The sequence below is a fragment of the Streptomyces sp. PKA51 genome, assembly GCF_057552455.1.
The window spans coordinates 140,363-160,561 of sequence record NZ_BAAJPZ010000010.1; the positions used below are offsets into that span (position 1 = coordinate 140,363).

The 20,199-nt window shown below is 74.1% G+C and carries 16 protein-coding genes; 7 read left to right on the forward strand and 9 right to left on the reverse strand.

All coding sequences use genetic code 11. The features are described 5' to 3' along the window. Nucleotides 1-8: 8 nt before the first annotated feature. From AC27L3_RS17465 to AC27L3_RS17495, 7 genes are all read right to left on the reverse strand, one after another. Nucleotides 9-782: an alpha/beta fold hydrolase gene (locus tag AC27L3_RS17465; protein ID WP_487234943.1), complete on the reverse strand. Its 774-nt coding sequence runs from the start codon at nucleotides 780-782 to the stop codon at nucleotides 9-11. Beyond that, complete coding sequence (locus AC27L3_RS17470) at nucleotides 779-1,699, reverse strand: beta-ketoacyl synthase N-terminal-like domain-containing protein (RefSeq protein ID WP_487234944.1); 921 nt, start codon at nucleotides 1,697-1,699, stop codon at nucleotides 779-781. Before AC27L3_RS17470 ends, AC27L3_RS17465 begins: the two co-directional genes overlap by 4 nt. Next, nucleotides 1,696-2,826, reverse strand: coding sequence for a beta-ketoacyl synthase N-terminal-like domain-containing protein (locus AC27L3_RS17475; protein ID WP_487234945.1), 1,131 nt, complete (start codon nucleotides 2,824-2,826; stop codon nucleotides 1,696-1,698). Before AC27L3_RS17475 ends, AC27L3_RS17470 begins: the two co-directional genes overlap by 4 nt. Beyond that, complete coding sequence (locus AC27L3_RS17480) at nucleotides 2,823-4,088, reverse strand: beta-ketoacyl-[acyl-carrier-protein] synthase family protein (RefSeq protein ID WP_487234946.1); 1,266 nt, start codon at nucleotides 4,086-4,088, stop codon at nucleotides 2,823-2,825. Before AC27L3_RS17480 ends, AC27L3_RS17475 begins: the two co-directional genes overlap by 4 nt. 61 nt (nucleotides 4,089-4,149) lie before the next feature. After that, nucleotides 4,150-4,401, reverse strand: a complete 252-nt coding sequence (locus tag AC27L3_RS17485; protein WP_344433767.1) for an acyl carrier protein — start codon at nucleotides 4,399-4,401, stop codon at nucleotides 4,150-4,152. Nucleotides 4,402-4,476: 75 nt separating this feature from the next. Continuing rightward, nucleotides 4,477-4,695 carry an MbtH family protein gene (locus AC27L3_RS17490; RefSeq protein ID WP_344433768.1) on the reverse strand — a complete coding sequence of 73 codons (219 nt, stop codon included), beginning with the start codon at nucleotides 4,693-4,695 and terminating at the stop codon, nucleotides 4,477-4,479. 336 nt (nucleotides 4,696-5,031) lie between these two features. Further along, nucleotides 5,032-5,568 carry a hypothetical protein gene (locus AC27L3_RS17495; protein ID WP_487234947.1) on the reverse strand — a complete coding sequence of 179 codons (537 nt, stop codon included), beginning with the start codon at nucleotides 5,566-5,568 and terminating at the stop codon, nucleotides 5,032-5,034. Nucleotides 5,569-5,724: 156 nt separating this feature from the next. Between AC27L3_RS17495 and hppD the strand changes: the two genes are divergently transcribed. From hppD to AC27L3_RS17530, 7 genes are all read left to right on the forward strand, one after another. After that, on the forward strand, nucleotides 5,725-6,759 hold the full coding sequence (gene hppD / locus AC27L3_RS17500; protein WP_487234948.1) for a 4-hydroxyphenylpyruvate dioxygenase: 1,035 nt from the start codon (nucleotides 5,725-5,727) through the stop codon (nucleotides 6,757-6,759). Beyond that, nucleotides 6,756-9,212 carry an aminotransferase class I/II-fold pyridoxal phosphate-dependent enzyme gene (locus AC27L3_RS17505; protein ID WP_487234949.1) on the forward strand — a complete coding sequence of 819 codons (2,457 nt, stop codon included), beginning with the start codon at nucleotides 6,756-6,758 and terminating at the stop codon, nucleotides 9,210-9,212. Before hppD ends, AC27L3_RS17505 begins: the two co-directional genes overlap by 4 nt. Beyond that, nucleotides 9,209-10,339: a prephenate dehydrogenase gene (locus AC27L3_RS17510; protein WP_487234950.1), complete on the forward strand. Its 1,131-nt coding sequence runs from the start codon at nucleotides 9,209-9,211 to the stop codon at nucleotides 10,337-10,339. The genes AC27L3_RS17505 and AC27L3_RS17510 overlap by 4 nt, the downstream gene beginning before the upstream one ends. A 10-nt stretch (nucleotides 10,340-10,349) precedes the next feature. Next, nucleotides 10,350-11,606, forward strand: coding sequence for a sensor histidine kinase (locus AC27L3_RS17515; protein ID WP_487234951.1), 1,257 nt, complete (start codon nucleotides 10,350-10,352; stop codon nucleotides 11,604-11,606). Between the two features lie 97 nt (nucleotides 11,607-11,703). Further along, nucleotides 11,704-15,645 (forward strand): PA14 domain-containing protein, encoded by a 3,942-nt coding sequence (locus AC27L3_RS17520; RefSeq protein WP_487234952.1) that lies wholly within the window; start codon nucleotides 11,704-11,706, stop codon nucleotides 15,643-15,645. A 35-nt stretch (nucleotides 15,646-15,680) separates the two neighbouring features. Beyond that, nucleotides 15,681-16,637 carry an ATP-binding cassette domain-containing protein gene (locus tag AC27L3_RS17525; protein ID WP_487234953.1) on the forward strand — a complete coding sequence of 319 codons (957 nt, stop codon included), beginning with the start codon at nucleotides 15,681-15,683 and terminating at the stop codon, nucleotides 16,635-16,637. Continuing rightward, on the forward strand, nucleotides 16,634-17,479 hold the full coding sequence (locus AC27L3_RS17530; protein ID WP_487234954.1) for an ABC transporter permease: 846 nt from the start codon (nucleotides 16,634-16,636) through the stop codon (nucleotides 17,477-17,479). Before AC27L3_RS17525 ends, AC27L3_RS17530 begins: the two co-directional genes overlap by 4 nt. Nucleotides 17,480-17,546: 67 nt before the next feature. On the opposite strand, the gene AC27L3_RS17535 is transcribed toward AC27L3_RS17530, so the two are convergent. Both AC27L3_RS17535 and AC27L3_RS17540 read right to left on the reverse strand, forming a co-directional pair. Continuing rightward, nucleotides 17,547-18,659, reverse strand: a complete 1,113-nt coding sequence (locus AC27L3_RS17535; RefSeq protein ID WP_487234955.1) for an NYN domain-containing protein — start codon at nucleotides 18,657-18,659, stop codon at nucleotides 17,547-17,549. A 300-nt stretch (nucleotides 18,660-18,959) separates the two neighbouring features. Continuing rightward, nucleotides 18,960-20,030, reverse strand: coding sequence for a hypothetical protein (locus tag AC27L3_RS17540; protein WP_487234956.1), 1,071 nt, complete (start codon nucleotides 20,028-20,030; stop codon nucleotides 18,960-18,962). Nucleotides 20,031-20,199 lie beyond the last annotated feature (169 nt).

The following is a 20,199-nucleotide window of genomic DNA, read 5'->3' on the forward strand; positions in this document are numbered from 1 at the left end:
GGGGTCGTTCAGATGCCGGCCGCCGGGGCGGCGGCGGACAGCGGGGCCGGGGCGGGGCCCACCCGCTCGGCGAAGCCCTGCACGGCGCCGGCGAACCAGGCGGGCCGTTCGAGCATCGGGAAGTGGCCGCAGCCGGGCTCGATCAGTGCCCGACCGGCGGGCAGCCGGTCCGCCAGGTGGCGGGCCTCGGCGACCGGGGCCGAGCGGTCCTGCTCGCACCCGATCACCAGGGCCGGGGTCCGCACCTCGGCCACGGGCAGCAGGGGGGTGCGCAGGTACGCCTCGAAGAAGCGGAGCCAGCCGTAGGGTCCGATCCACTCGGTCATCCGGCGGGCCATGTCGGCCAGCAGGTCGGCGTCGATGGGGCGGCCGGTGGTGCGCAGGCGGATGGACTCGGTCATGGTGCGCGGGAAGTCGTCCAGGGTCGGCGCGATCATGTTCCAGTGGAAGTCGTCCGCGTCGCTGCGGTAGAAGGGGTTGACCAGGACGACGCCGGCGACGGGCAGCGGGTCGCCGGCCGCGGCCCGGCGGGCGAGCAGCTCCAGCAGCACCACGGAGGCGAACGAGTGGGCCACCACGACGTCGGCGCCGCCGGGCACGGCGTCCAGGACGTCCTGGAGGCGGCCGGCCGAGTCGCTCTCGTGCCGCCAGGCGGCGATGCCCTCGCTGTGCCAGGGCAGGCGGGGGGCGTGGACCTCGGTCCCCGGCCGCCAGTGGGCGGCCAGGGGCGAAAAGATCATCTCGTTGTTGCCCAGGCCGTGCAGCAGGACCACGCGCGTCATGCCGCCTCCTGCGGGGCGAGCAGGGCCGCGCCGGCGCCGCCGGCCAGGGCGTAGACGGGCCCGGGGCGGCCCTGGGCGAACCAGCCGGCCGCGGCGGCGCACTGCACGATGCCCAGGGCGCCGGAGAGTTCGCCCCAGCCGTCGAGGGCGAGGTGCTCGGCGTCGCCGGGCACGGCCCGGCCGTCGCCGGCCAGCCACATGCGGCCGCCGGGGGCGCGCCGGCCGAGTTCGCCGGCGGTGCCGGCGGGATCGGCGGTGCGCACGACGGGGCCGAGCAGGGCCTTGACGGGTGCGGTGGGCGTGCGGGTGACGACGAGGGCGGCGCCGCCGTCGGCGACGGGGCCGCCGACCAGGCGGCGGGTGACCTCGTTGTCGGGTTCGACGCCGGTGACGAGCATGTGGTCGGCGCGGCCGGAGCGGACCATCAGCACCGCCCAGCGCACGGCGTCCAGGCCGGAGCCGGTGCCGTTGCAGACGGTGAGGTTGGGGCCGCGCAGGCCGTAGCGGATGGCCGTCTCCGAGGCAATGATGTTGCTGGAGGCGTTGGGGGTGTCCATGGGGCTCAGGGCGCCGGTGGACTCCTTGGCGATCGTCTCCACGGCCCGGCAGACGGTGTCGGCGTTGCCGAGGTTGGAGCTGACGACGACCCCGATGCGGTCACCGGGCACGGTCAGGTGCCCGTCGGCGAGCAGGCCGGCGTCGGTGAGCGCGGCATGGGCCAGGTGCAGGCCGACCTGGGTGGCGCGGTCCTTGAACCGCAGGCCCTTCCTGCCGATGCGCTCGGCCGCATCAACGGGGGGTGCGCCCTCGGGGACGGGCCGCAGCAGGTCCCGGGGGTCGGCGGCGCCGGGCAGGGCCACCGCCACCCCGCTCACGGCGACGTCGCTCACGGCGGCCTCGGTCACGGCGGTTGTCATGCGGCACCTCCCACGATCGCGACGGCGTTGACGCCGCCGAAGCCGAAGCTGTTGACCTGCGCGGTACGCAGCGGCGCGGTCAGCGGCCGGCCGGTGACCAGGTGCAGGTCCGCGCCCTCGGGCAGCGGGTCGGTCAGGCCCGCGATCGGCGGCACGACACCGCAGCGCAGCGCGGACAGGGCGGTGACCAGCGCGAGCAGGCCGGCGGAGCCCGAGGTGTGCCCGGTCAGCGACTTGATGCCGGTTAGCGCCGGCCGGCTGCCGGCGAAGACCTCGGAGGTCACGAGCGCCTCCGTACGGTCGTTGAGCGGGGTGCCGGTGCCGTGCAGGACGACCAGGTCGATGTCGGCCGGGGCCAGGCCGGCCCGCTCGTGGGCCTGGCGCACGGCCGCGGTGACGCCGCCCGGCTCGGGCGCGGTCTGGTGGTGGGCGTCGCAGTTGACAGCCACCGAGCGCAGCAGGCCGTGCACCGGGCGGCCGGCCGGGGGGGTGCGGGTGAGCACGACGGCGGCCGCGCCCTCGCCGAGGATGGTGCCCCGGCGCTCGGTGTCGAAGGGGCGCACGGCGGGCGGCGGGTCGAACTGGACGCGGTCGGCCTGGCCGAACATCGACTCGGTGACCACGTCGCAGCCGGCCACGATCACCGTCTCGGCCTCGCCGAGCTCCAGCAGGTCCCAGCCGAGGGCCAGGGCGTACAGCGAGGCGGAGCAGGCGCCGGCGAAGGTGTGGGTGTCGACGGCCCCGAAGCGGCGGCGCAGGGCGGCCTCGAAGTGCAGGCCGTCGGCGTCGAAGGGGACGCCGTCGCGCCACCACAGCTCCAGCGAGCGCAGCTCGCGCAGGCCGGTGCCGACCAGGACGGGGATGCCGGCGAGGTCCTCGCCGAGCCCGGCCTCCTCGGCGGCCTGGGCGACGGCCTCGACCAGGAAGCGGGTGGCCCGCCCCGGCTCGTCCACGCCCTCGGTGGGCCGGTCGTCGATCTCGAAGAGCTGCTGGGCGTTGAAGCGGCCGCGGTCGAAGGCGCGCAGCGGCGCCAGTCCGCTGCGGCCCTCGCACAGGCTGCGGAAGATCTCCTCGGGTGCCGCCCCGATGCTGGCGACGGCTCCGGTGCCGGTGATGGCGTACGTCATGCCGCCGCTCCGGCGCGGGCGTCGGCGGTGTACTTGCCGAGGATGACGATGGCGTTGTTGCCGCCGAAGGCGAGGCCGTTGTTCTGCACGACGCGCAGGTCGGCGTCGACGGCGTGGTTGGGCACGCAGTCGATCTCGCACTCGGGGTCGGTGCGGTGGTGGTTGATGGTGGGCGGGATGAAGCCGTGGGTGATGGCCAGGCCGCAGGCGATGGCACCGAGCGCGCTGGCGGCGCCCATGGTGTGGCCGAGCATGGACTTGAGCGAGATGGTGCGCGGGGTGGCGGCGCCGAAGACCTTGCGGATGGCGCCGGCCTCGGTGATGTCGTTGGCCTTGGTGCCGGTGCCGTGCGCGGAGATCAGGTCGACCTCCTCGGGCTTGACGCCCGCGTTGTCCAGGGCCAGGGCCATGGCCTGGGCGACGCTGTCGCCGTTGGGGGCGACCTGGTGGTAGGCGTCGCAGTTCAGGCCGTAGCCGAGGACCTCGGCGTAGATGGTGGCGCCGCGCTCCAGCGCCGAGTCCAGGCTTTCGAGGACCAGGACGCCGGCGCCCTCGCCGGTGAGGATGCCCTTGCGGTCGACGTCGAAGGGCTGGCAGCACTCGGGGGCGATGGTGCCGAGCCGGTAGAAGCCGGTGAACGTCTTGCGGCACATGGCGTCGGCGCCGCCGCACAGGGCGTACTCCACCTCGCCCGAGCTCACCGCGTCGAAGCCGTAGCCGATCGCGTAGTTGCCGGCGGAGCAGGCGGTCGCGATGGTGGGCGCCTCGACGTCGGTGAGCTCCAGTTCCTGGGCGATGGTGGTGGACAGCCGGGCGGCGGAGACCCGGCGCACGATCTGCGGGTCCATCCGCTCGGGTCCGTCGGCCAGTTCGGCCGCGACCAGCCGGTCGAGCTCGTAGGACTCGCCGTCGGTGGTGCCGACGGAGACCAGGCCCCGCCGGCCGGCCAGGTCGGCGGGGTCCAGGCCGGCGTCCTCGACCGCCATCCGCGCGGCGGCGACGGCGAAGCGGCTGGCCCGCCCCAGCTCCTCGACCGGGGTGCGCGAGATCCACCGCTGCGGCTCGAACCCCTTGACCTCGCACCCGTTGACATGGGCGAAGCCCTCGACGTCGAACACCGATATCGGGCTGACCCCGCTGCGGCCGGCCCGCAGGCTGGCGGTGAACTCCTCGGCACCGATGCCGATGCTGGATATGACGCCGAAACCGGTGAGCACCACCCGGCGTCTCCCGGCTGCGGCACCGGGGCGTTGTGCGGACATGCTGTTCCCCTTCAGACCTTCAGACCTTCGGACCTGCGGATCGGCGGCAGCGTGCGCCGGGTCAGCGGACGGGGGCCTCCGCGACGACCTGGTAGACGCGCTCCAGGTTGACCATCTGGGCCAGTTCGGACTGGTCGATGCTGATGCCGAACTCCTTCTCCAGGGAGGCGAGGATCTCGATGGCGCGCAGCGAGTCGGCGCCGTGGTCCTCGATGAAGAGGCTGGTGTCCGTCACCTCGTCCTCCTCCAGCTCGAGGATGTCGCAGACGATCTCCTTGACGGCGGTGCGGCGCTCATCGGTGAGGGTCGACATGATGGTTGTTCTCCTTGACGGCGAAATTGGCGCGAAGAGATCGCGAAAAGATGGGGCGATGGAGCGGGGGTGTTTTCAGGAAGCCTCGGCGGCCATGGCCGCGGCGAGGCTGCGCGGACGCATGTCGGTCCAGTTCTCGTTCACGTAGTCCAGGCATTCCTGGCGGCTCGCCGTGCCGTGCACGACGTTCCAGCCCGCCGGGATCGCGGCGAAAGCGGGCCACAGGGAATGCTGGCCCTCGTCGTTCACGAGCACGTTGTACTCGGCGTTCTCGTCCTCGAATGGATTGGCCATCGAGACTTCCCTCCGTGACGCGGTCAGTCAATTGCGGTCGACCTTAGGCAGCGGACGATCACCACGACAAGGGCTGCCGGTCCCGGATTTCCCGGGGAGGTCCAGAGATTGCAATGAGAAGAATTGAATAATGCGTTGCGCGACTTTCGGCCACGGCCCCGGGGCGGCGGGCGGCGGGACACAAACGCGAGGTCGGGCGCGTCCGGGCGGCGCCACGGGCCGCCCGGTGGTCACGTTCGCCGTGCGCACCGGGCACCCAGGGTCACTTCGGGGCATCGAAGAATTCTTGGCGGCGCCGGGCGGCGGGCGGCCGCGGCCGGTACGGTCCCTCGCGGGTCAGGGCGCGCTCCGCTCCCGCAGCACCCGCCCGCGGACGGCGCGCAGCATGGACGTGCGCGTCAGCCCGCTGCCGAACCTGATGAGGTACCAGTAGGGCAGGAAGGCACGGCGGGTGCGTTCGTCCGTGGCCAGCACCCGGGTCTCCGTGCTGAGCAGCCCACCGGCGCAGCGGACGTTCATCCCGACCTTGAGCAGGCCGGGCTCCCGGCACTCGCGCACGATCTGCGCCAGGGTGCCCGGCGGCCGGGGAGCGTCCGAAGGGGACTGCACCCCGGCGAAGAGGAACTCGTCCTCCCCGGCAGGAATCACCTCGCCCATCCCGCTGAGGTAGTCGGAGACGATGCGGCGCTCGCGCGACACATCGGCCCGGGTGATCGCCACCAGTGCCCGCGCCAGGGGCGCCTCGGCCCAGGTCGTGGCGTAGGCGGCGCGCATCACCTCCGCCGGGGCGCCCGGCACCGCAATACGGTGCAGCTCCCTGAAATGCCATTCCGGCAGCAGCCGATCGAGCTCCGACCCGTCCTCACCGGACATGTGCGTTCCCTCCTCGAAAAACATGCGTCCTCCCATACCGCGGAACATCCCAGAGAAGATTTCGAAGAGGACTCGCGCCCACCACCCCGATGGCAGCTAACTGACATCACAGCACCCGCCGACCACCGTCACCACACCCTTCGGATGGGAAACACCGTGACCGCACACGACGTCGAGTACATCGAGATCCACACCAGTGACCTGAAGCGGACAACCGACTATTTCGTCTCCTCCTTCGGTTTCCGGGAACAGGCGCGCAGCAGCAGCGCGGAGCTGGAGTCGGTGCTGCTGCAACAGGGCGCGGTGCGCGTCGTGGTGAGCTCGGGGCCGGCCGCCCGTGACTTCCTCGACGTGCACGGCGACGGCGTGGCGGACATCGCGTTCGCCTGCGAGGACCCCGTGGCGGTCCGGGACCGCGTGCTCGCCGCGGGCGGCCGCATCGTGGCGGCGGGCGGTACCGGCGCACCGGCGGTCTCCGGCTTCGGCGACGTGCGCCACACCCTCGTCCGGCGTGCGGCAGGCGATGCCGCGTCCCTTCCTCCGGGACGCGACTGGGTCACGACCGGGCTCCCCGTCGCCGCCGCCCACCACGAGGAGCCGTCCCTGGGGCTTCTCGACCACGTGGCCGTGTGCCTGGAGGCCGGCACCCTCCACGACGTCATCCACTACTACGTCGAGGGCTTCGGGTTCGAGCGCTACTACAGCGAGTACGTCACCGTCGGCGACCAGGCGATGGACTCCATCGTGGTGCGCAGCCCCTCCGCCGGCATCACCTTCACCGTCATCGAGCCGGACACCACGAAGAAGCCGGGGCAGATCGACGAGTTCCTGCAGCGCAACGGCGGCAGCGGCGTCCAGCACCTGGCCTTCCTGGTCGACGACATCGTCACCGCCGTCCAGCACTTCGAGGAACGCGGCATCACCTTCCTGCAGACCCCGGACACCTACTACGACCTCCTGGCCGAGCGGATCCCCTCGCTGGGCGCCGCGATCGCCGACCTGCGCAAGACCAACGTCCTGGCCGACCGGGACGAGTGGGGCCACCTGCTGCAGCTGTTCACGCGGTCCCCCTTCGAGCAGCGCACGCTGTTCTTCGAGCTGATCCAGCGCCACGGTGCGCAGGGGTTCGGCAGTGCCAACATCCGGGCGCTCTACGAGGCGGTCGAGCGCGCCAGGGCGGTCACCGCATGACCGGCCGCAGCGACTCGTCCGACGTGCAGTCGGCGCTCACCCTCGAGGAGTTCGCCCGACTGGCACGGCAGGCGTGCGACCCGGGGGTGTGGGACTTCATCGAGGGCGGCGCCGGCGAGGAGCGCACCCTCGCCGCGAACCGGCAGGCGTTCGACCGCATCGGACTGCGCCCCCGGGTGCTCACCGGCACGGGCGAACCGGACCTGGCCACCACCGTGCTCGGGCGGCGCTGGGCGGCCCCCGTCGGGGTGGCGCCCGTGGCGTACCACACCCTGGTCCATCCCGAGGGCGAGACGGCCACCGCACGCGCCGCCGGTGCGGCGGGCCTTCCCTTCGTGGTGAGCACCTTCGCGGGCCGGTCCTTCGAGAAGATCGCCGAGGCGGCGGCCGGCTCCCCCCTGTGGCTGCAGGTCTACTGCTTCCGCGACCGCTCCACGACGCGCGAGCTGATCGAACGCGCCGAGCGGGCGGGCTTCGAGGCCCTGGTGCTGACGGCCGACACCCCACGGCTCGGCCGCCGGCTGCGCGACCAGCGCAACGACTTCCGGCTTCCGCCGCACGTCCGCCCCGCCAACCTGCCCGCCGGTGCGGCCGACTACTCGTCGCCCGCGCAGCACGGTCGCACCGAACTGGACCCGGAGCTGGACTGGTCGGTCATCGCCTGGCTGCGATCCGTCAGCCGGCTGCCCGTCCTGGTCAAGGGCGTCATGACGGCCGACGACGCCGCGCGGGCCGTTGCCGAGGGCGCGGACGGCGTCATCGTCTCCAACCACGGCGGGCGGCAACTGGACGGCGCCCCCGGCACCTTGGAGGTGCTCGCCGAGATCGCCCCCGTGGTCGACGGGCGCGGCGCCCTGCTGCTGGACGGCGGGGTCCGCCGGGGCGGCGACGTGCTGGCGGCCCTCACCCTGGGGGCCGACGCGGTGCTCCTCGGCCGCCCGGTGCTGCACGGCCTGGCCGTGGGCGGGCAGGAGGGCGTGGCCCGCGTGCTGGACCTGGTGACCGAGGAACTGGCGGACGCCATGGTGCTGACGGGCACCTCGGCGGTGGCGGACGCCGGTTCCCTGCGACCGGACGCCCCTGCCGGTGGCCGGGCCCCGGCCGGCCCCGCCCCGCGCTCCGGGTCCGGCGGGGCCGGGCCGGTGCTGCGCCGGGAGGACCTGCACGCCAGCGTGTGCGACCCGGTGCTCGACACCATGAACTTCCTGAACGAGATCACCGGACGGTACCCGGAGGCGGTCTCGTTCGCCCCCGGCCGCCCCTACGAGGGGTTCTTCGACACCGAGGACGTCTTCGGCCACATCCGCCGCTACCTGGACCACCTGGCCGCCGAAGGGGCCTCCCCCGACCAGATCCGTACGGCCGTGTACCAGTACGGGCCGACGGCGGGCCGCATCCAGGGGCTGATCGCCGACGCGCTGCGGGGGGACGAGGACATCCACGTCGCGCCCGAGTCGATCGTGGTCACCGTCGGCGCCCAGGAGGCGATGCTGCTGACGCTGCGGGCGCTGTTCGCGCACCCGGACGACGTGCTGCTGGTGGCGAGCCCGTGCTACGTGGGCATCACCGGCGCGGCCCGGCTGCTCGACCTGGCCGTGGTGGACGTCGAGGAGCGCGCCGGCGGCCTCGACTGCCGGGACGTCGCGGCCGCCGTCGAGGCCGTGCTGGCCGAGGGCCGGCGGCCCCGGGCGTTCTACGTGGTGCCCGACCACTCGAACCCGTCGGGCAACACCATGTCCCGGCGGGACCGTGAGGAACTGCTGCGCCTGGCCGCCCGGTACGACTTCCTCGTCATCGAGGACAGCCCCTACCGGCTGGTCAGCCCCGGCCCGCAGCAGCCCACGCTGAAGTCGCTCGACGAGGGGCGCCGGGTCGTCCACCTCGGTTCGTACTCCAAGACCGTCTTCCCCGGGGCCCGGATCGGCTTCGTCGTGGCCGACCAGGTGGTGACGGACGCGTCCGGGGCGAGCGGGCTGCTGGCCGACGAGCTGTCGAAGATCAAGAGCATGGTCACGGTGAACACCCCGCCGCTGAGCCAGGCGGCCGCCGCGGGCGCGCTCCTGGCCGCGGGCGGCAGCCTCGCCGGGCTCAACACCGCGTCCGCCGCCCATTACGGCGAGGCGCTGCGGCGCACGCTCGCCGAGCTCGCACGCCACTTCCCGCCCGGGGAGCGCGAGCGGTGGGGCGTGAGCTGGAACGAGCCCACCGGCGGCTTCTTCCTCACCGTGCGGGTTCCCTTCCCGGCGGACAACGCCGCCCTGCTGCGCTCGGCCCAGGAGTACGGCGTCATCTGGACGCCGATGGCGTACTTCTACCCGGGCGCCGGCGGGGAACGGGCGATGCGGCTGTCCTTCAGCTACCTCGGCGGCGAGGAGATCGCGCAGGGCGTCGCACGCCTGGCCCGCTTCGTGCGGGACGAGTCGGCGCGCTTCGGCGCCGGGCGGCCCGCGTGAGGACCGCGGCCGTGGTCGGGACCGGCCTGATCGGGACGTCCGTGGCCCTCGCGCTCGTCCGGCGCGGGGTGAGCGTGCACCTGGACGACGCGGACACCACGGCCGTACGGACGGCGGAGGCCCTGGGCGCCGGCACGCTCGCCGCCCCCGCCGGGCCGGTGGACCTGGCCGTCCTCGCGGTGCCGCCCGCCCACGTGGGCGCCGTGCTCGCCCGCTGCCAGCGCGAGGGGCTGGCCGCCGCGTACACCGACGTCGCCAGCGTCAAGGCCCGCCCGCAGCAGCAGGTGCTGCGGGCGGGCGGCGACGCGAGCACGTACGTCGGCGGCCATCCGCTGGCGGGCGGCGAGCGCTCGGGGCCGCTGGCGGCCCGGGCGGACCTCTTCGAGGGCCGGCGCTGGGTTCTGACCCCCACGGCCGAGACCTCGGTGGCGGCCCTGAACACGGCCCTGGAGCTGGTCGCGTCGTGCGGGGCGACGCCGGTGGTCATGGACCCCGCCGCACACGACCGGGCCGTCGCCCTGACCTCGCACGCGCCCCACCTGATCTCCTCGCTGGCCGCCGCCCGGCTGGCGGAGGCGGACGGCGAGCACATCAAGGTCTCCGGGCAGGGGCTGCGCGACGTCACCCGCATCGCCGCCGGCGAACCGGGGCTGTGGGGCGACATCCTGGAGGCCAACGCCGGACCGGTGGCGGAGGTGCTCGAAGCCCTGGCCGGGGACCTGCAGCGGACCATCGCGGCCCTGCGCGGCCTGCGCGCCGCGGACGGCGCGGCGCGCGCCCGCGCGGCGCAGGAGCTGGCGGACGTCCTGCGGCAGGGCAACGCGGGCAGCGCCCGGGTGCCGCGCAAGCCCGGGGCCCGGCCGGTGGAGTACGTGGCGGTGCCGGTGGCGATCGACGACCGGCCGGGCGCCCTGGCGCGGGTCTTCGCCGCCGTGAGCGAGGCGGGGATCAACATCGAGGACGTCGCCATCGAGCACGCGGCCGACGGGCCGCGCGGCCTGGCCGAGCTGCTCGTGGAGCGGTCCCGCTCCGAGGAGGTGCGGCGCCTGCTGGACGCCAGGGGCTGGGCGGTACGGCCCGGCACGCATCCCACCGGTGCCGCGGCCGAGTTGATCACCCGTCACTAGGATGGGCCGAATGGTCGTCAACACCGTCACTCCCTTACGCCGTCGTCTGCTCCCACCGCTGTGCGGCCTCCTCGCGGCCGCGGCGGTGGTGGGCGGGGCGCTCGCCGGTCCGGCCGCCGGCTGGAAGGCCGCCGTCCCCATGGTGGTGGCGGTGCTGGGCGCCCTGGCCCTGGCCGGCTGGCGCGCCCGGGTCCCGCTGCTGCCGGTGACCGGCGCGGTCGCCCTGTCCTCCGCGCTGGCCACCGCGGTGGGCTATCCCCCGGCCCACGAACACCCGGCCGGCCTGGTCACCTTGGTGGAGATGGCGGCCGTCCTGCTGCTGGTCTGCCTCGTCGCCCGGTTCGCGCCGGTGCGGCAGGCGGTGGTGCTGTGCACCGTGCTCGGTCTGCTGGCGTCGACGATGATGCTGCGGCTGCAGGTGCCGCCCACCGTCCTGGAGGCCGCCGCGCAGAGCGCCTTCTTCTGTCTGGGTGCCGTCGCCGCCGCGGCCGTCGGCGGCTATCTCCGCGCGCAGGAGTCGCGCAGGCTGCGCTCTGTGCACCAGGCCCGGCGCGTCCAGCGTCTGCAACTTGCCCGTGACCTGCACGACTTCGTGGCGCACGACGTGTCGGGCATCGTCGTGCTGGCCCAGGCGGCGCAGGTGGTCGCGGCCGGGCAGCCGGAGAAGGTCATGCCGATCCTGCAGCAGATCGAGGCCGCCGGCCTGCAGGCGCTGGGCTCCATGGACCGCACGGTGCACATGCTCGACGGTGCGGAGGAGACCTCCGCCGCCCCGGCCGGGACGGCCGCCGAGGGCCAGCCGCAGGCGTACGGCCTGCCGGACGTCGCCGACGTCGTCGAGCGGTTCCGCACCGCCGGCCGCTGCGAGGTGGAGCTGGACATCGACCTGTCGCCCGAGCACGTCGCCCGTGTCCCGCGCGAAGTGGCCAGCACCGCCCACCGGGTGGTGGTCGAGGCGCTCACCAACATCCGCCGGCACGCGCCGACCACGCCCCTGGTGCGGGTGTCCGTCCTGCCGGGCACGGCGGACGGCGCGGCGCTGCTCACCGTCCGCGTCGCCAACCGGGCGCCGTCCATCGCCGAAGGCGGCGGCTTCCTGGGCGAGCGGGCCCGCAAGGGCGGCAGCGGGCTGGCGGGGCTGGCCGAACGGGCCGAGGCGCTCGGCGGCACCCTCGGCTTCGGCGGCCGCCCGGACGGCGGCTGGGAGGTCACCGCCGTGCTGCCGCTGGCCGCCGACCGCCCCGATCCATATTCGAAGATTCGCTGAGGACTTCGAATCCGGGTCGCACACTCGGCAGGATCCGGCTCATCCCTGCCCCGCGCCGTGCGCCGGGGCGCCATCGGTACGGAAGTGATGAGTCGACATGGATCGAGGCCGAGGTTTACTCCGGGCCGCCGGGGCGGGCGCCGCCGCGGCGGTCATGGTGGCCACTCTGCTCGGCGGTGAGCCGCCCGTCGCCGCGGCCGCGGGCCCGGGCGCCACCGGTGTCGCGCTGCTGCCCGCCGCGGCCGGTGCGCCCGTGCGCCCGGAGTGGCCGGCGGGGCGGTTCGCCGTCCCCCCGGCGGCGCCCGGCGCGTCCGCGTCCGCCGCTCCTCGACCCGCCGGGCCGGGGGACGGCGCCGTCCTGGCGCAGCCGCGTCCCGAACTGAGCGTCGAGCGTGCCGCGGACGCCGCCGCGTACGAGTTCGTGCTCTCGGCGGGCGACCGGCCGGGCACGGGGCAGACCACGTCCTCCGGCTGGCTCACCACGCCCTCGTGGCGCACGCCCGCGGGCCTGCTCGCCGACGGCGGCCGGTACACCTGGACGGCGCGCGTGCGCGACCGCCGGGGCCGCGTCGGCGCCTACGGCCCGGCCTCGGCCTTCACCGTCAACCGGCGGCTGGGGGCACCGGCCGGCGCCGCGACCGCCCCGCCGGACGCGATCGGCCCGGTGTCGGTGGACACGGCGACGGGCAACGTGTCCGTCTCGGTGAGCACCCCGCAGACCAATACGGCGGCGGGGCCGCTGGGCGCGACCTTCCGCTACGACTCGCTCGCCGTGGACGCCTCCGGGCTGACCGGGGCGTACTTCGCGGGCGACTCGGCGTCCGGGATCGCGGCGGCCGAACGGCCGGCGGCCGTGCGTACCGACGCACGGCCGGACTTCGCCTGGGGATCGGCGGCGCCGTACCCGGACGCCCGGCCCGACGGCGCCTTCCGGGTGCGGTGGACGGGCCGGTTGCGCGTACCGGAGGCGGGCACGTACCGGCTGGGCGCGGCGTACGGCGGGGGCCTGCGCGTGTGGGTCGACGGCCGGCCGGTCCTCGACGACTGGCAGGGCCCGGGCACCGCCACCGGACGCCCGGCGTTCGGCACGGGGATACGGCTGCGGGCCGACCGCTCGTACGAGGTGCGGGTGGAGTACCGGCGGCCGGGGGCGGGCGGCGAGGTCGCCCTGTGGGCGCGGGCGGCGGGGCACGACGACGTGCCCGTCCCGGCCTCCTGGCTCGCCCCCTCGGGCGCGGTCCTGCCGCCGGGCTGGAGCGTGACGCCCGCGGCACAGGGCCCGGCCGGCGCGGCGACCGGCCCGGCCGCCTCCGCGGCGCCCGTCCCGCAGAATGCCGCCCCGGCACCGGCTTCCGCCCCGGCCGCTGCCCGCCCGGCGCGGGCCACCGGCGCCGCGCGCGGGGTGCGGGCCCGGATCGAGGCCGCCGAGAGCGGTGGCGTGCGGTTCTCCTACGCGGGCAGCCCCGAGTGCGCCGACCGCTCGGCACCGGCCGGGTTCGTGTGCGCGGTGAGCGTCCCGGGGGCGGGACGCACGACGCTGTCGTACCGGGAGGGCAAGCTCGCCAGGATCACCAACCCGGGCGCGGAGGCGACCGACTTCGGCTTCCTCGCCGACCACCGGCTCACCGACGTCCGCCCGCCCCTGGTGATGGACTGGGTGGGGGTCGACCCGCGCCACCGTGACACCGAGGCCGCCCGCTACCGGATCGGCTACACGGGGAACACGGCGGCCGCCGCCTGGCTGATGGGGCCGGAGCCCACCGGTGCCGCCTCCGTGCCGTCGCTGAGGCCGCACCACGCGTACGCCTACACCGCGGACGCCACCGAGATCCGGGTGGCGGGCATCGCGACCGGACAGGGCTGGGCCCGCCGGCTGACCCACGACGCGGCCGGGCGGGTGCTGTCCGACACCGACGGCACCGGCCGCACGGTGCGCACCGAGTGGACCGGCGACGACCGGCAGGCGTCGGTGACCGACGCCGCGGGCCGGATGACGACGACGGTCCACGACGCGGCCACCGGAGCGCCGGCCGGTTCCTACGGCCCGGCCCCGCGCGCGTGCTTCGGCCCCGACCGGCGGCCGCTCGCCCCGCCCCCGGCGGGATGCGAGAAGGTCGCCGCGCGCACGACGAGCTACGGCCCCGGTGGGATCACTGCCGTGCGCGCGGACTCCGACGGGGTCCCGGAGCTGACGACGCTGACACGGCTGGACGAGCACGGGCTGCCCACCGCGACGGTGACCGACCCGAACGGGCTGGCCCTGCGCACCGGCCAGGCGTTCGACGAGCTGCTCCGGCCGACGGTCAAGGAGCTGCCCACCGGCGCGAAGCAGGTCACCACCTACTTCGGGCAGGACGAGTCGGCCGACAACCCTTGCACCGAGCGCAGCGACCCGGCCCCGCAACGCGGCCTGTGGAAGACGGTCACCCTGCCGGCACCCGCGAACGGGCCGGGCCGGGTGAACAAGAACATCTACAACGCGCGCGGCGTGCCGGTCGCCCAGAACACCGGTCAGGACGGCTGGATCTGCCTGAAGTACGACGAGCGCGGCCGGACCGTGCAGATGCGCATGCCGAGGACGCCGGCGCTGCCGGAGCGCACGGTGGACTACGACTACGCCTACCGCGGCGATCCGCTGACGCTGCGCGGGGCCGAGGCCACCGACACCATGATGCGCACCGTCGACCTGCTGGGCCGCCAGGTGCGCTTCACCGACGCCCACGGCACCGTGACCACGACGACCTACGACCGTGCGGGCCGCGCGGTGGAGGAGCGGCTCGTGCCGCCGGTCGCCATGGACGGCGTGCGCGTCAAGCGCACGGGCCACGACGCCGCCGGCCGCGTCACCGACGTCTCGCTGAACGGCTCCACGCTGGCGGTCGCCGCCTACGACGCGGCCGGCGGCCTGGCGTCGGTGCGCTACGGCAACGGCACCGCCGTCGCGGTCTCCCGCGACGTCGCCGGGCGGATCACCGGCAAGCAGTGGACGCTCGCGGACGGGCGCCGGCTGGACACCACGGTGACGCGGTCGCGGTCGGGGACGATCACCGAGGAGCACACCCCGGGACCGGACGGCCGCGACGAGCGCTCGGGCTTCCGCTACGACACGGCGGGCCGGCTCGTCGAGGCGTCGGTCGCCGGGCACGTGTACGGCTACGACTTCACCTCCCCCGCCCCGGCGGACTGCCCGCGCGGCTCCCGGGCCGATGCCGGGGCCAACGGCAACCGGGTGCGCCTGACGGACCGCACCGCCGCGGGGACGGCGGTCACCGGCTACTGCTACGACGATGACGACCGGCTGCTGGCCACCACCGGCGCACGACCGCTGACCGGCTTCGCCTACGCGCCGAACGGCAATCTGGCGGGTTACACCGACAACGGCACGAAGGTCACCCGGCGTTACGACTTCACCGAGCGCTACCTCGGGGGCACGGCCGGCGGCACCGAGGTCTTCCATCTGCAGGGGCTGGCCGACGGCCTGATCCGGCGGGACGTCACCGTCGCCGGACGCACCGAGACCTACCTCTACGGCCACAGCACCTATACCGACCCCGAGCACGACCTGGTGCTGCGCTCCGACAAGCGGCTGCTGACGTGGACGGTGCCGCTGCCCGGCGGCGTGCTGCACATGGCCGCGGGTGCGGCCTACGGCGGGCACGGCACCTACAGCCACCCCACCGTCCGCGGGAACGTCTTCCTGGTCACCGGCGAGGACGGCAGGCAGAAGGGCGACCTGTACCGCTACGGCCCCTTCGGCGAGCCGTTCGCGGCGGACGGCGGGATCGACACCGACCACGTGCCCGACAACCAGCCCGGTGACTTCGACTACGGCTGGCTCGGGCAGTACCGGCGCGGATACGAGCACAGCGGGCCGTTCGCGGCGGTGGTGCTGGAACTGCGCACGGTGAACGTCGCCTTCGGCCGGTTCGAAGTCGGCCTCTTCCAGGGCGAGTTCCTCAACGCCTACGAGTACGGATACGGCGACCCGGTCGATCACCTGAGCCTGAACGGCGTCTTCCAGGCCACCGGGAGCGAATAGCGGCACATCCCCTGTGCAGCGAGCAAAGGAAATCCATGGACACATTGATGATCGAAGTATCGGACGTGACCAAGGCGTTCGGTCCGGCCAAGGCGCTCGACGGCGTCAGTCTGCAGGTGCCCCGGGGCACCGTCCTGGGGCTGCTCGGCCACAACGGGGCCGGCAAGACCACACTCGTCGGCATCCTCAGCACCCTGTCGCTGCCGACGTCGGGGCACGCCCGGGTGGCGGGGCTCGACGTCGTCCGGGAGGCCGACGAGGTCCGCCGGCGCATCGGGCTCACCGGTCAGTACGCGGCCGTCGACGAGACGCTCTCCGGGCACGCCAACCTCGTCCTGATCGCCCGGCTGCTGGGCGCCTCGCGGGCCCAGGCGGCGGCCCGGGCGGACGAGTTGCTGCAGATCTTCGACCTCACGGGCGCGGCGCACCGCAAGGCGAAGACGTACTCGGGCGGCATGCGCCGGCGCCTGGACCTGGCGGCCAGCCTGGTCGGGCACCCGGAGGTGATCTTCCTCGACGAGCCGACCACCGGGCTCGACCCCGCCGCCCGGCGCGCCCTGTGGGACGTCGTCCAGCGCCTGGTCCGCGAGGGCACCACGATCCTGCTGACCACCCAGTACCTGGACGAGGCGGACCAGCTGGCCGACTCGATCACCGTGCTCGCGGCCGGCCGGGTCATCGCGTCGGGCACCGCCGACGAGCTCAAGAACCGGATCGGGCGGCGCTCGGTCACCGTGACCGTCCGCAGCGCCGAGGAGCGTCCCCGGGCGCGCCGGGCGCTCGAGCGGGCCGGGTTCGCCCCCGCGCACGAGGAGGAGGGGCTCGGGATGTCGATGCCCGTCATGGACTCCACCGACCTGGCCCGCGTCGTCCGCGCGATGGACGAGGAGGGCGCCGAACTGGCCGGGCTCGCCTACTCCGAGCCCTCGCTCGACGACGTGTACATGGCCCTGAACCACTCCACCGCACACCCCGCAGGGATGCCCCGATGACCCTCACCACCGACCGCACGGCCGCCGCGGCGGCCACCGCTCCCCCGCTCCCGGCGGCCCCGCAGTTCGGCGGGACCGGCGTGCTGCGGCAGATCCAGGTCCTGGCGGGCCGCTCCCTGCGGGCCCTGCGCGAACCGGCCCTGGTGCTGCCGGGCGTGCTCGAACCCATCCTGATGCTCACCGTGTTCAGCCAGGTCTTCAAGAGCGTCTCCCAGACCACCGCCTTCCCCGCCGGGGTCAGCTACATCGACTACCTGCTGCCGGCCTTCCTCGTGACCGGCTCGATCAGCGCCGCGCTGAAGTCCGGGGTGGCGCTGACCACGGAGCTGAACAACGGCATCATCGCCCGCTTCAAGGCGATGCCGGTGCACACCGGCTCGGTCCTGGTCGCCCGCAGCATCGCCGACACCGCACTGAACCTGGTGAACATGCTGGTGATGCTGGGCGCCGCGGCCCTCGTCTTCGGCTTCGGACCGGCCGGCGGGGTCCTGGGCTCGCTGGGCGCGGTCCTGATCGCCGTGGTGCTCGGCTGGTCGCTGGGCTGGGTGTTCATGGCGCTGTCGGCCTGGCTGCGCCGCCCGGAGGCCCTCCAGCCCATCGGCGGCATCGTCAACATGGTGCTGCTGTTCGCCTCGAACGCGTTCGTGCCGGCCGAGGGCCTGCCCTCGTGGCTGAAGGGGTTCGCCGAGGTCAATCCCATGTCGCACGCGATCACCGCGGCCCGCGACCTGGCCCTCGGCCAGGCGCATGTGAGCACGGTCCTCGCCCCGCTGGCCGTGTGCGTGGTCGTGGTGGCCGTCACGGCGCCGCTGGCGATCCGCACCTTCCGCCGTACGACGTGACCTACGGCGCAACGCGCGGTGGCCCGGAACCCCTCGGGGTTCCGGGCCACCGCGCGTTCGGTCCGCCTCAGATCCGGCCGCAGTGCGCGCAGCGGCCGCGGCGGCGCAGGTAGTAGCCGAAGGTCGCGGTGCCCAGGGCCAGGCCCCACACGACCCAGAAGACGGACGGCCCGAGCGTGCCCCACATCCCGGAGTCGAAGTCGCGGATCGCCATCAGGCCGGCCGGGACGAGCACCACCGCGATGATCGAGGCGGGCACGATCGCCGTGGCCGGGTGGATGGTCCGGCCCTTCTTGAACCACACCCAGCGCGGCCACACCTCGCCCCAGTGGCCGACCAGGCCGTGCATCAGCAGGCTGCCCAGCGTCGAGGCGACGCCCAGGGCCAGGCCCATCTCCAGCATGTTCGGCGTGTCCTGCATGTCCTTGAGGAAGGCGTCGGTGATGCCGAGCGGCCAGCCGAAGTACCAGGCGATGCGCGTGATGTCGTACGGGAGCGTGGAGAGCACCGCCACGCGTACCGCCCAGCGGCCCCAGCGCAGGGCCGCGGCCGGCTCGGTCCAGGCGGACGAGGCCCGGTGGCCGCGGCCGCAGCGCACGCACTGGCCGCCGGTGCGTCGCTGGTAGGCCAGCGTGGTGGCGACCCACAGCAGGCCGCCGACGAAGACGATGATGAGGTTGATCCGGTGCCAGTAGAGGATGTCGCCCAGCTCCTGCGGGCCCGGGACCCCGGTGAAGGCGAAGACGACCAGCACCGGGGAGAAGACCAGCAGGCCCAGCAGGGAGTAGTCCGGGATCAGGAAGGTCAGCGTGCAGGCCGCCACCCAGCCGTAGGCGAGCATCGCCTTGCGGGCCCTGCCCGTGCCGCGGTCGCGCACCATCAGCACCCCGACGACCGCGCCGACGGCGCAGAAGAGCACCATCAGGGGGGCGACGACCGAGGCGCTGCTGGGCTCGAGCAGCGAGGACGAGGCGCGGTCCTTGACGGTCTTCTGGAAGGGGTAGTCGCCGCCGCCCAGGGACCAGTACAGGCCGGCTGCTCCGTACAGCAGGGACCAGGCCACCACCAGGTACCCGGACCAGTCCGGCCACCGGGACCACCAGTGACGCCGGGGCGCCGAATCCGGTGACGTGTGCGCGGAATCCTTCCGGGCCGGCTCTTCGACGGCTGTATCGGCCATGACGGGACTTCCTCTTCTCACCGTCCGGGGACGGTATCCGTTGTCGTACGAACAAGGTTGCCGTCGCGGGTGCTTGCGCACATCTGCCGATCGGGAGAGACGGGAGTGCGCAGTCCGCGCGGCACGCAAAAGGCGGCGTGCAAAAGGCGGTATGCAAAAGAAGGCGGCTCCCGGTCCGACGGGGGACGGAACGGGAGCCGCCGGTACGGGGCGGTCTGTCAGTGGGGAACGGGTCGCTCCCCATTCAAGGGAGGCGCAGGGAGCATCCTCAAAGCCGTATCGAAGAATTCGAAGGGACCGTCAGCCGCGTGCGCAGCGCTTGCACGTCCCGCGGCGCCGGAAGTAGTAGGCGAGGGCCGCGGTGGCCAGGGCGATGCCCCACACCGGCCAGACCGTCTCGGGGACGGTGGCGCCCCAGTCGTCCTTCTGATTGTCGAAGGCTCCCTGGAAGTGCAGGCGGATGTACATGATGCCGGCGATCGTCACCATGACGGAGACCAGCAGCGCGGGGACGACGGCCAGGGAGATGGGCACCCGCTTGCCGCGCAGCCCCACCATCCAGCGGGGGAAGACCTCGCCCCAGCGCTGCACCAGTCCCAGGGTCAGCAGGGAGCCCAGGGCGCCCATGGTGGCGAGGGCCGCGCCGAAGAGCCACAGGTGGTCGCGCTTGCCCTCCTCCCACAACTGGTCGGAGATGCCGAGGGGGTAGCCCAGCGCCCAGGCCCACCGGGTGGTGGCGTACAGCAGCGGAACGATGACGGCCGTGTAGGCGGCCTTCTTCCCCCAGCGCGCGGCAGCGGCCGGCGAGGTCCACTCGGCGCCGGATTCGGTGCGCCCGCAGCTGCCGCACGCATCGGTCGTGCGGCGCTGGTAGGCGAGGGCGGAGAGGGCCAGCAGGACCACGGAGACGACCGCGAACAGCTGGTTGATCACGGTCCAGTTGATGGCGCTGAACCGCAGCATGAAGACATAGGCGAGGTTGCCGAGGATCCGGAAGTCGGCGAGGGTGCTGAAGACCGCGGTGACCGACAGGGCCGAGGCGCCGAGCAGCACGCCCGTGGGTATCCGGCGTCTGCCCGGGAGCGCCAGCAGCAGGGCCACCCCGGCACTGAAGAGGAATCCCCCCGCCAGCCAGGGCGCCAGCCGCGCCCGGCCCACATGCTCGAAGGCCGAGTACTCCGGGTTGGCGTCGTCGGCGCCGAAGGGGAAACCGTGGCCGCCCAGGGCCCAGTAGGTGTGAGCCAGTCCGTACAGCAGCAGCGCCGCGAAGGCCGCGTATCCGACCCACTGCGGCCAGCCGGACGGCCGGTGCACGCCGGCCGGGGCACGGGTCCCCCGCCGCGGGGACACGCTGTCGATCACCTGTGTCATGGTGCTGCCTCCTTGGTCGTTGCGTTGTCCAGCATTCCGTCGCGGGGCCCGCCCGCACATCTGCCGATCGGCAGATCCGCGGGACGGGGCCGGCCACGGCGACGGCCCGGCGCCGTCCGCGCGAAGGCGGGCGGCGCCGGGCCGGGGGTGCCACGGTGGTGTGCGCGTC

Coding starts and splice junctions, on each gene's coding strand:
- AC27L3_RS17515 (WP_487234951.1), top strand. CDS start 10,350: ATGGTCGTCAACACCGTCACTCCCTTACGCCGTCGTCTGCTCCCACCG.
- AC27L3_RS17525 (WP_487234953.1), top strand. CDS start 15,681: ATGGACACATTGATGATCGAAGTATCGGACGTGACCAAGGCGTTCGGT.
- AC27L3_RS17485 (WP_344433767.1), bottom strand. CDS start 4,401: ATGTCGACCCTCACCGATGAGCGCCGCACCGCCGTCAAGGAGATCGTC.
- AC27L3_RS17540 (WP_487234956.1), bottom strand. CDS start 20,030: ATGACACAGGTGATCGACAGCGTGTCCCCGCGGCGGGGGACCCGTGCC.
- AC27L3_RS17535 (WP_487234955.1), bottom strand. CDS start 18,659: ATGGCCGATACAGCCGTCGAAGAGCCGGCCCGGAAGGATTCCGCGCAC.
- AC27L3_RS17465 (WP_487234943.1), bottom strand. CDS start 782: ATGACGCGCGTGGTCCTGCTGCACGGCCTGGGCAACAACGAGATGATC.
- AC27L3_RS17480 (WP_487234946.1), bottom strand. CDS start 4,088: ATGTCCGCACAACGCCCCGGTGCCGCAGCCGGGAGACGCCGGGTGGTG.
- AC27L3_RS17505 (WP_487234949.1), top strand. CDS start 6,756: ATGACCGGCCGCAGCGACTCGTCCGACGTGCAGTCGGCGCTCACCCTC.
- AC27L3_RS17490 (WP_344433768.1), bottom strand. CDS start 4,695: ATGGCCAATCCATTCGAGGACGAGAACGCCGAGTACAACGTGCTCGTG.
- AC27L3_RS17475 (WP_487234945.1), bottom strand. CDS start 2,826: ATGACGTACGCCATCACCGGCACCGGAGCCGTCGCCAGCATCGGGGCG.
- AC27L3_RS17470 (WP_487234944.1), bottom strand. CDS start 1,699: ATGACAACCGCCGTGACCGAGGCCGCCGTGAGCGACGTCGCCGTGAGC.
- AC27L3_RS17495 (WP_487234947.1), bottom strand. CDS start 5,568: ATGTCCGGTGAGGACGGGTCGGAGCTCGATCGGCTGCTGCCGGAATGG.
- AC27L3_RS17530 (WP_487234954.1), top strand. CDS start 16,634: ATGACCCTCACCACCGACCGCACGGCCGCCGCGGCGGCCACCGCTCCC.
- AC27L3_RS17520 (WP_487234952.1), top strand. CDS start 11,704: ATGGATCGAGGCCGAGGTTTACTCCGGGCCGCCGGGGCGGGCGCCGCC.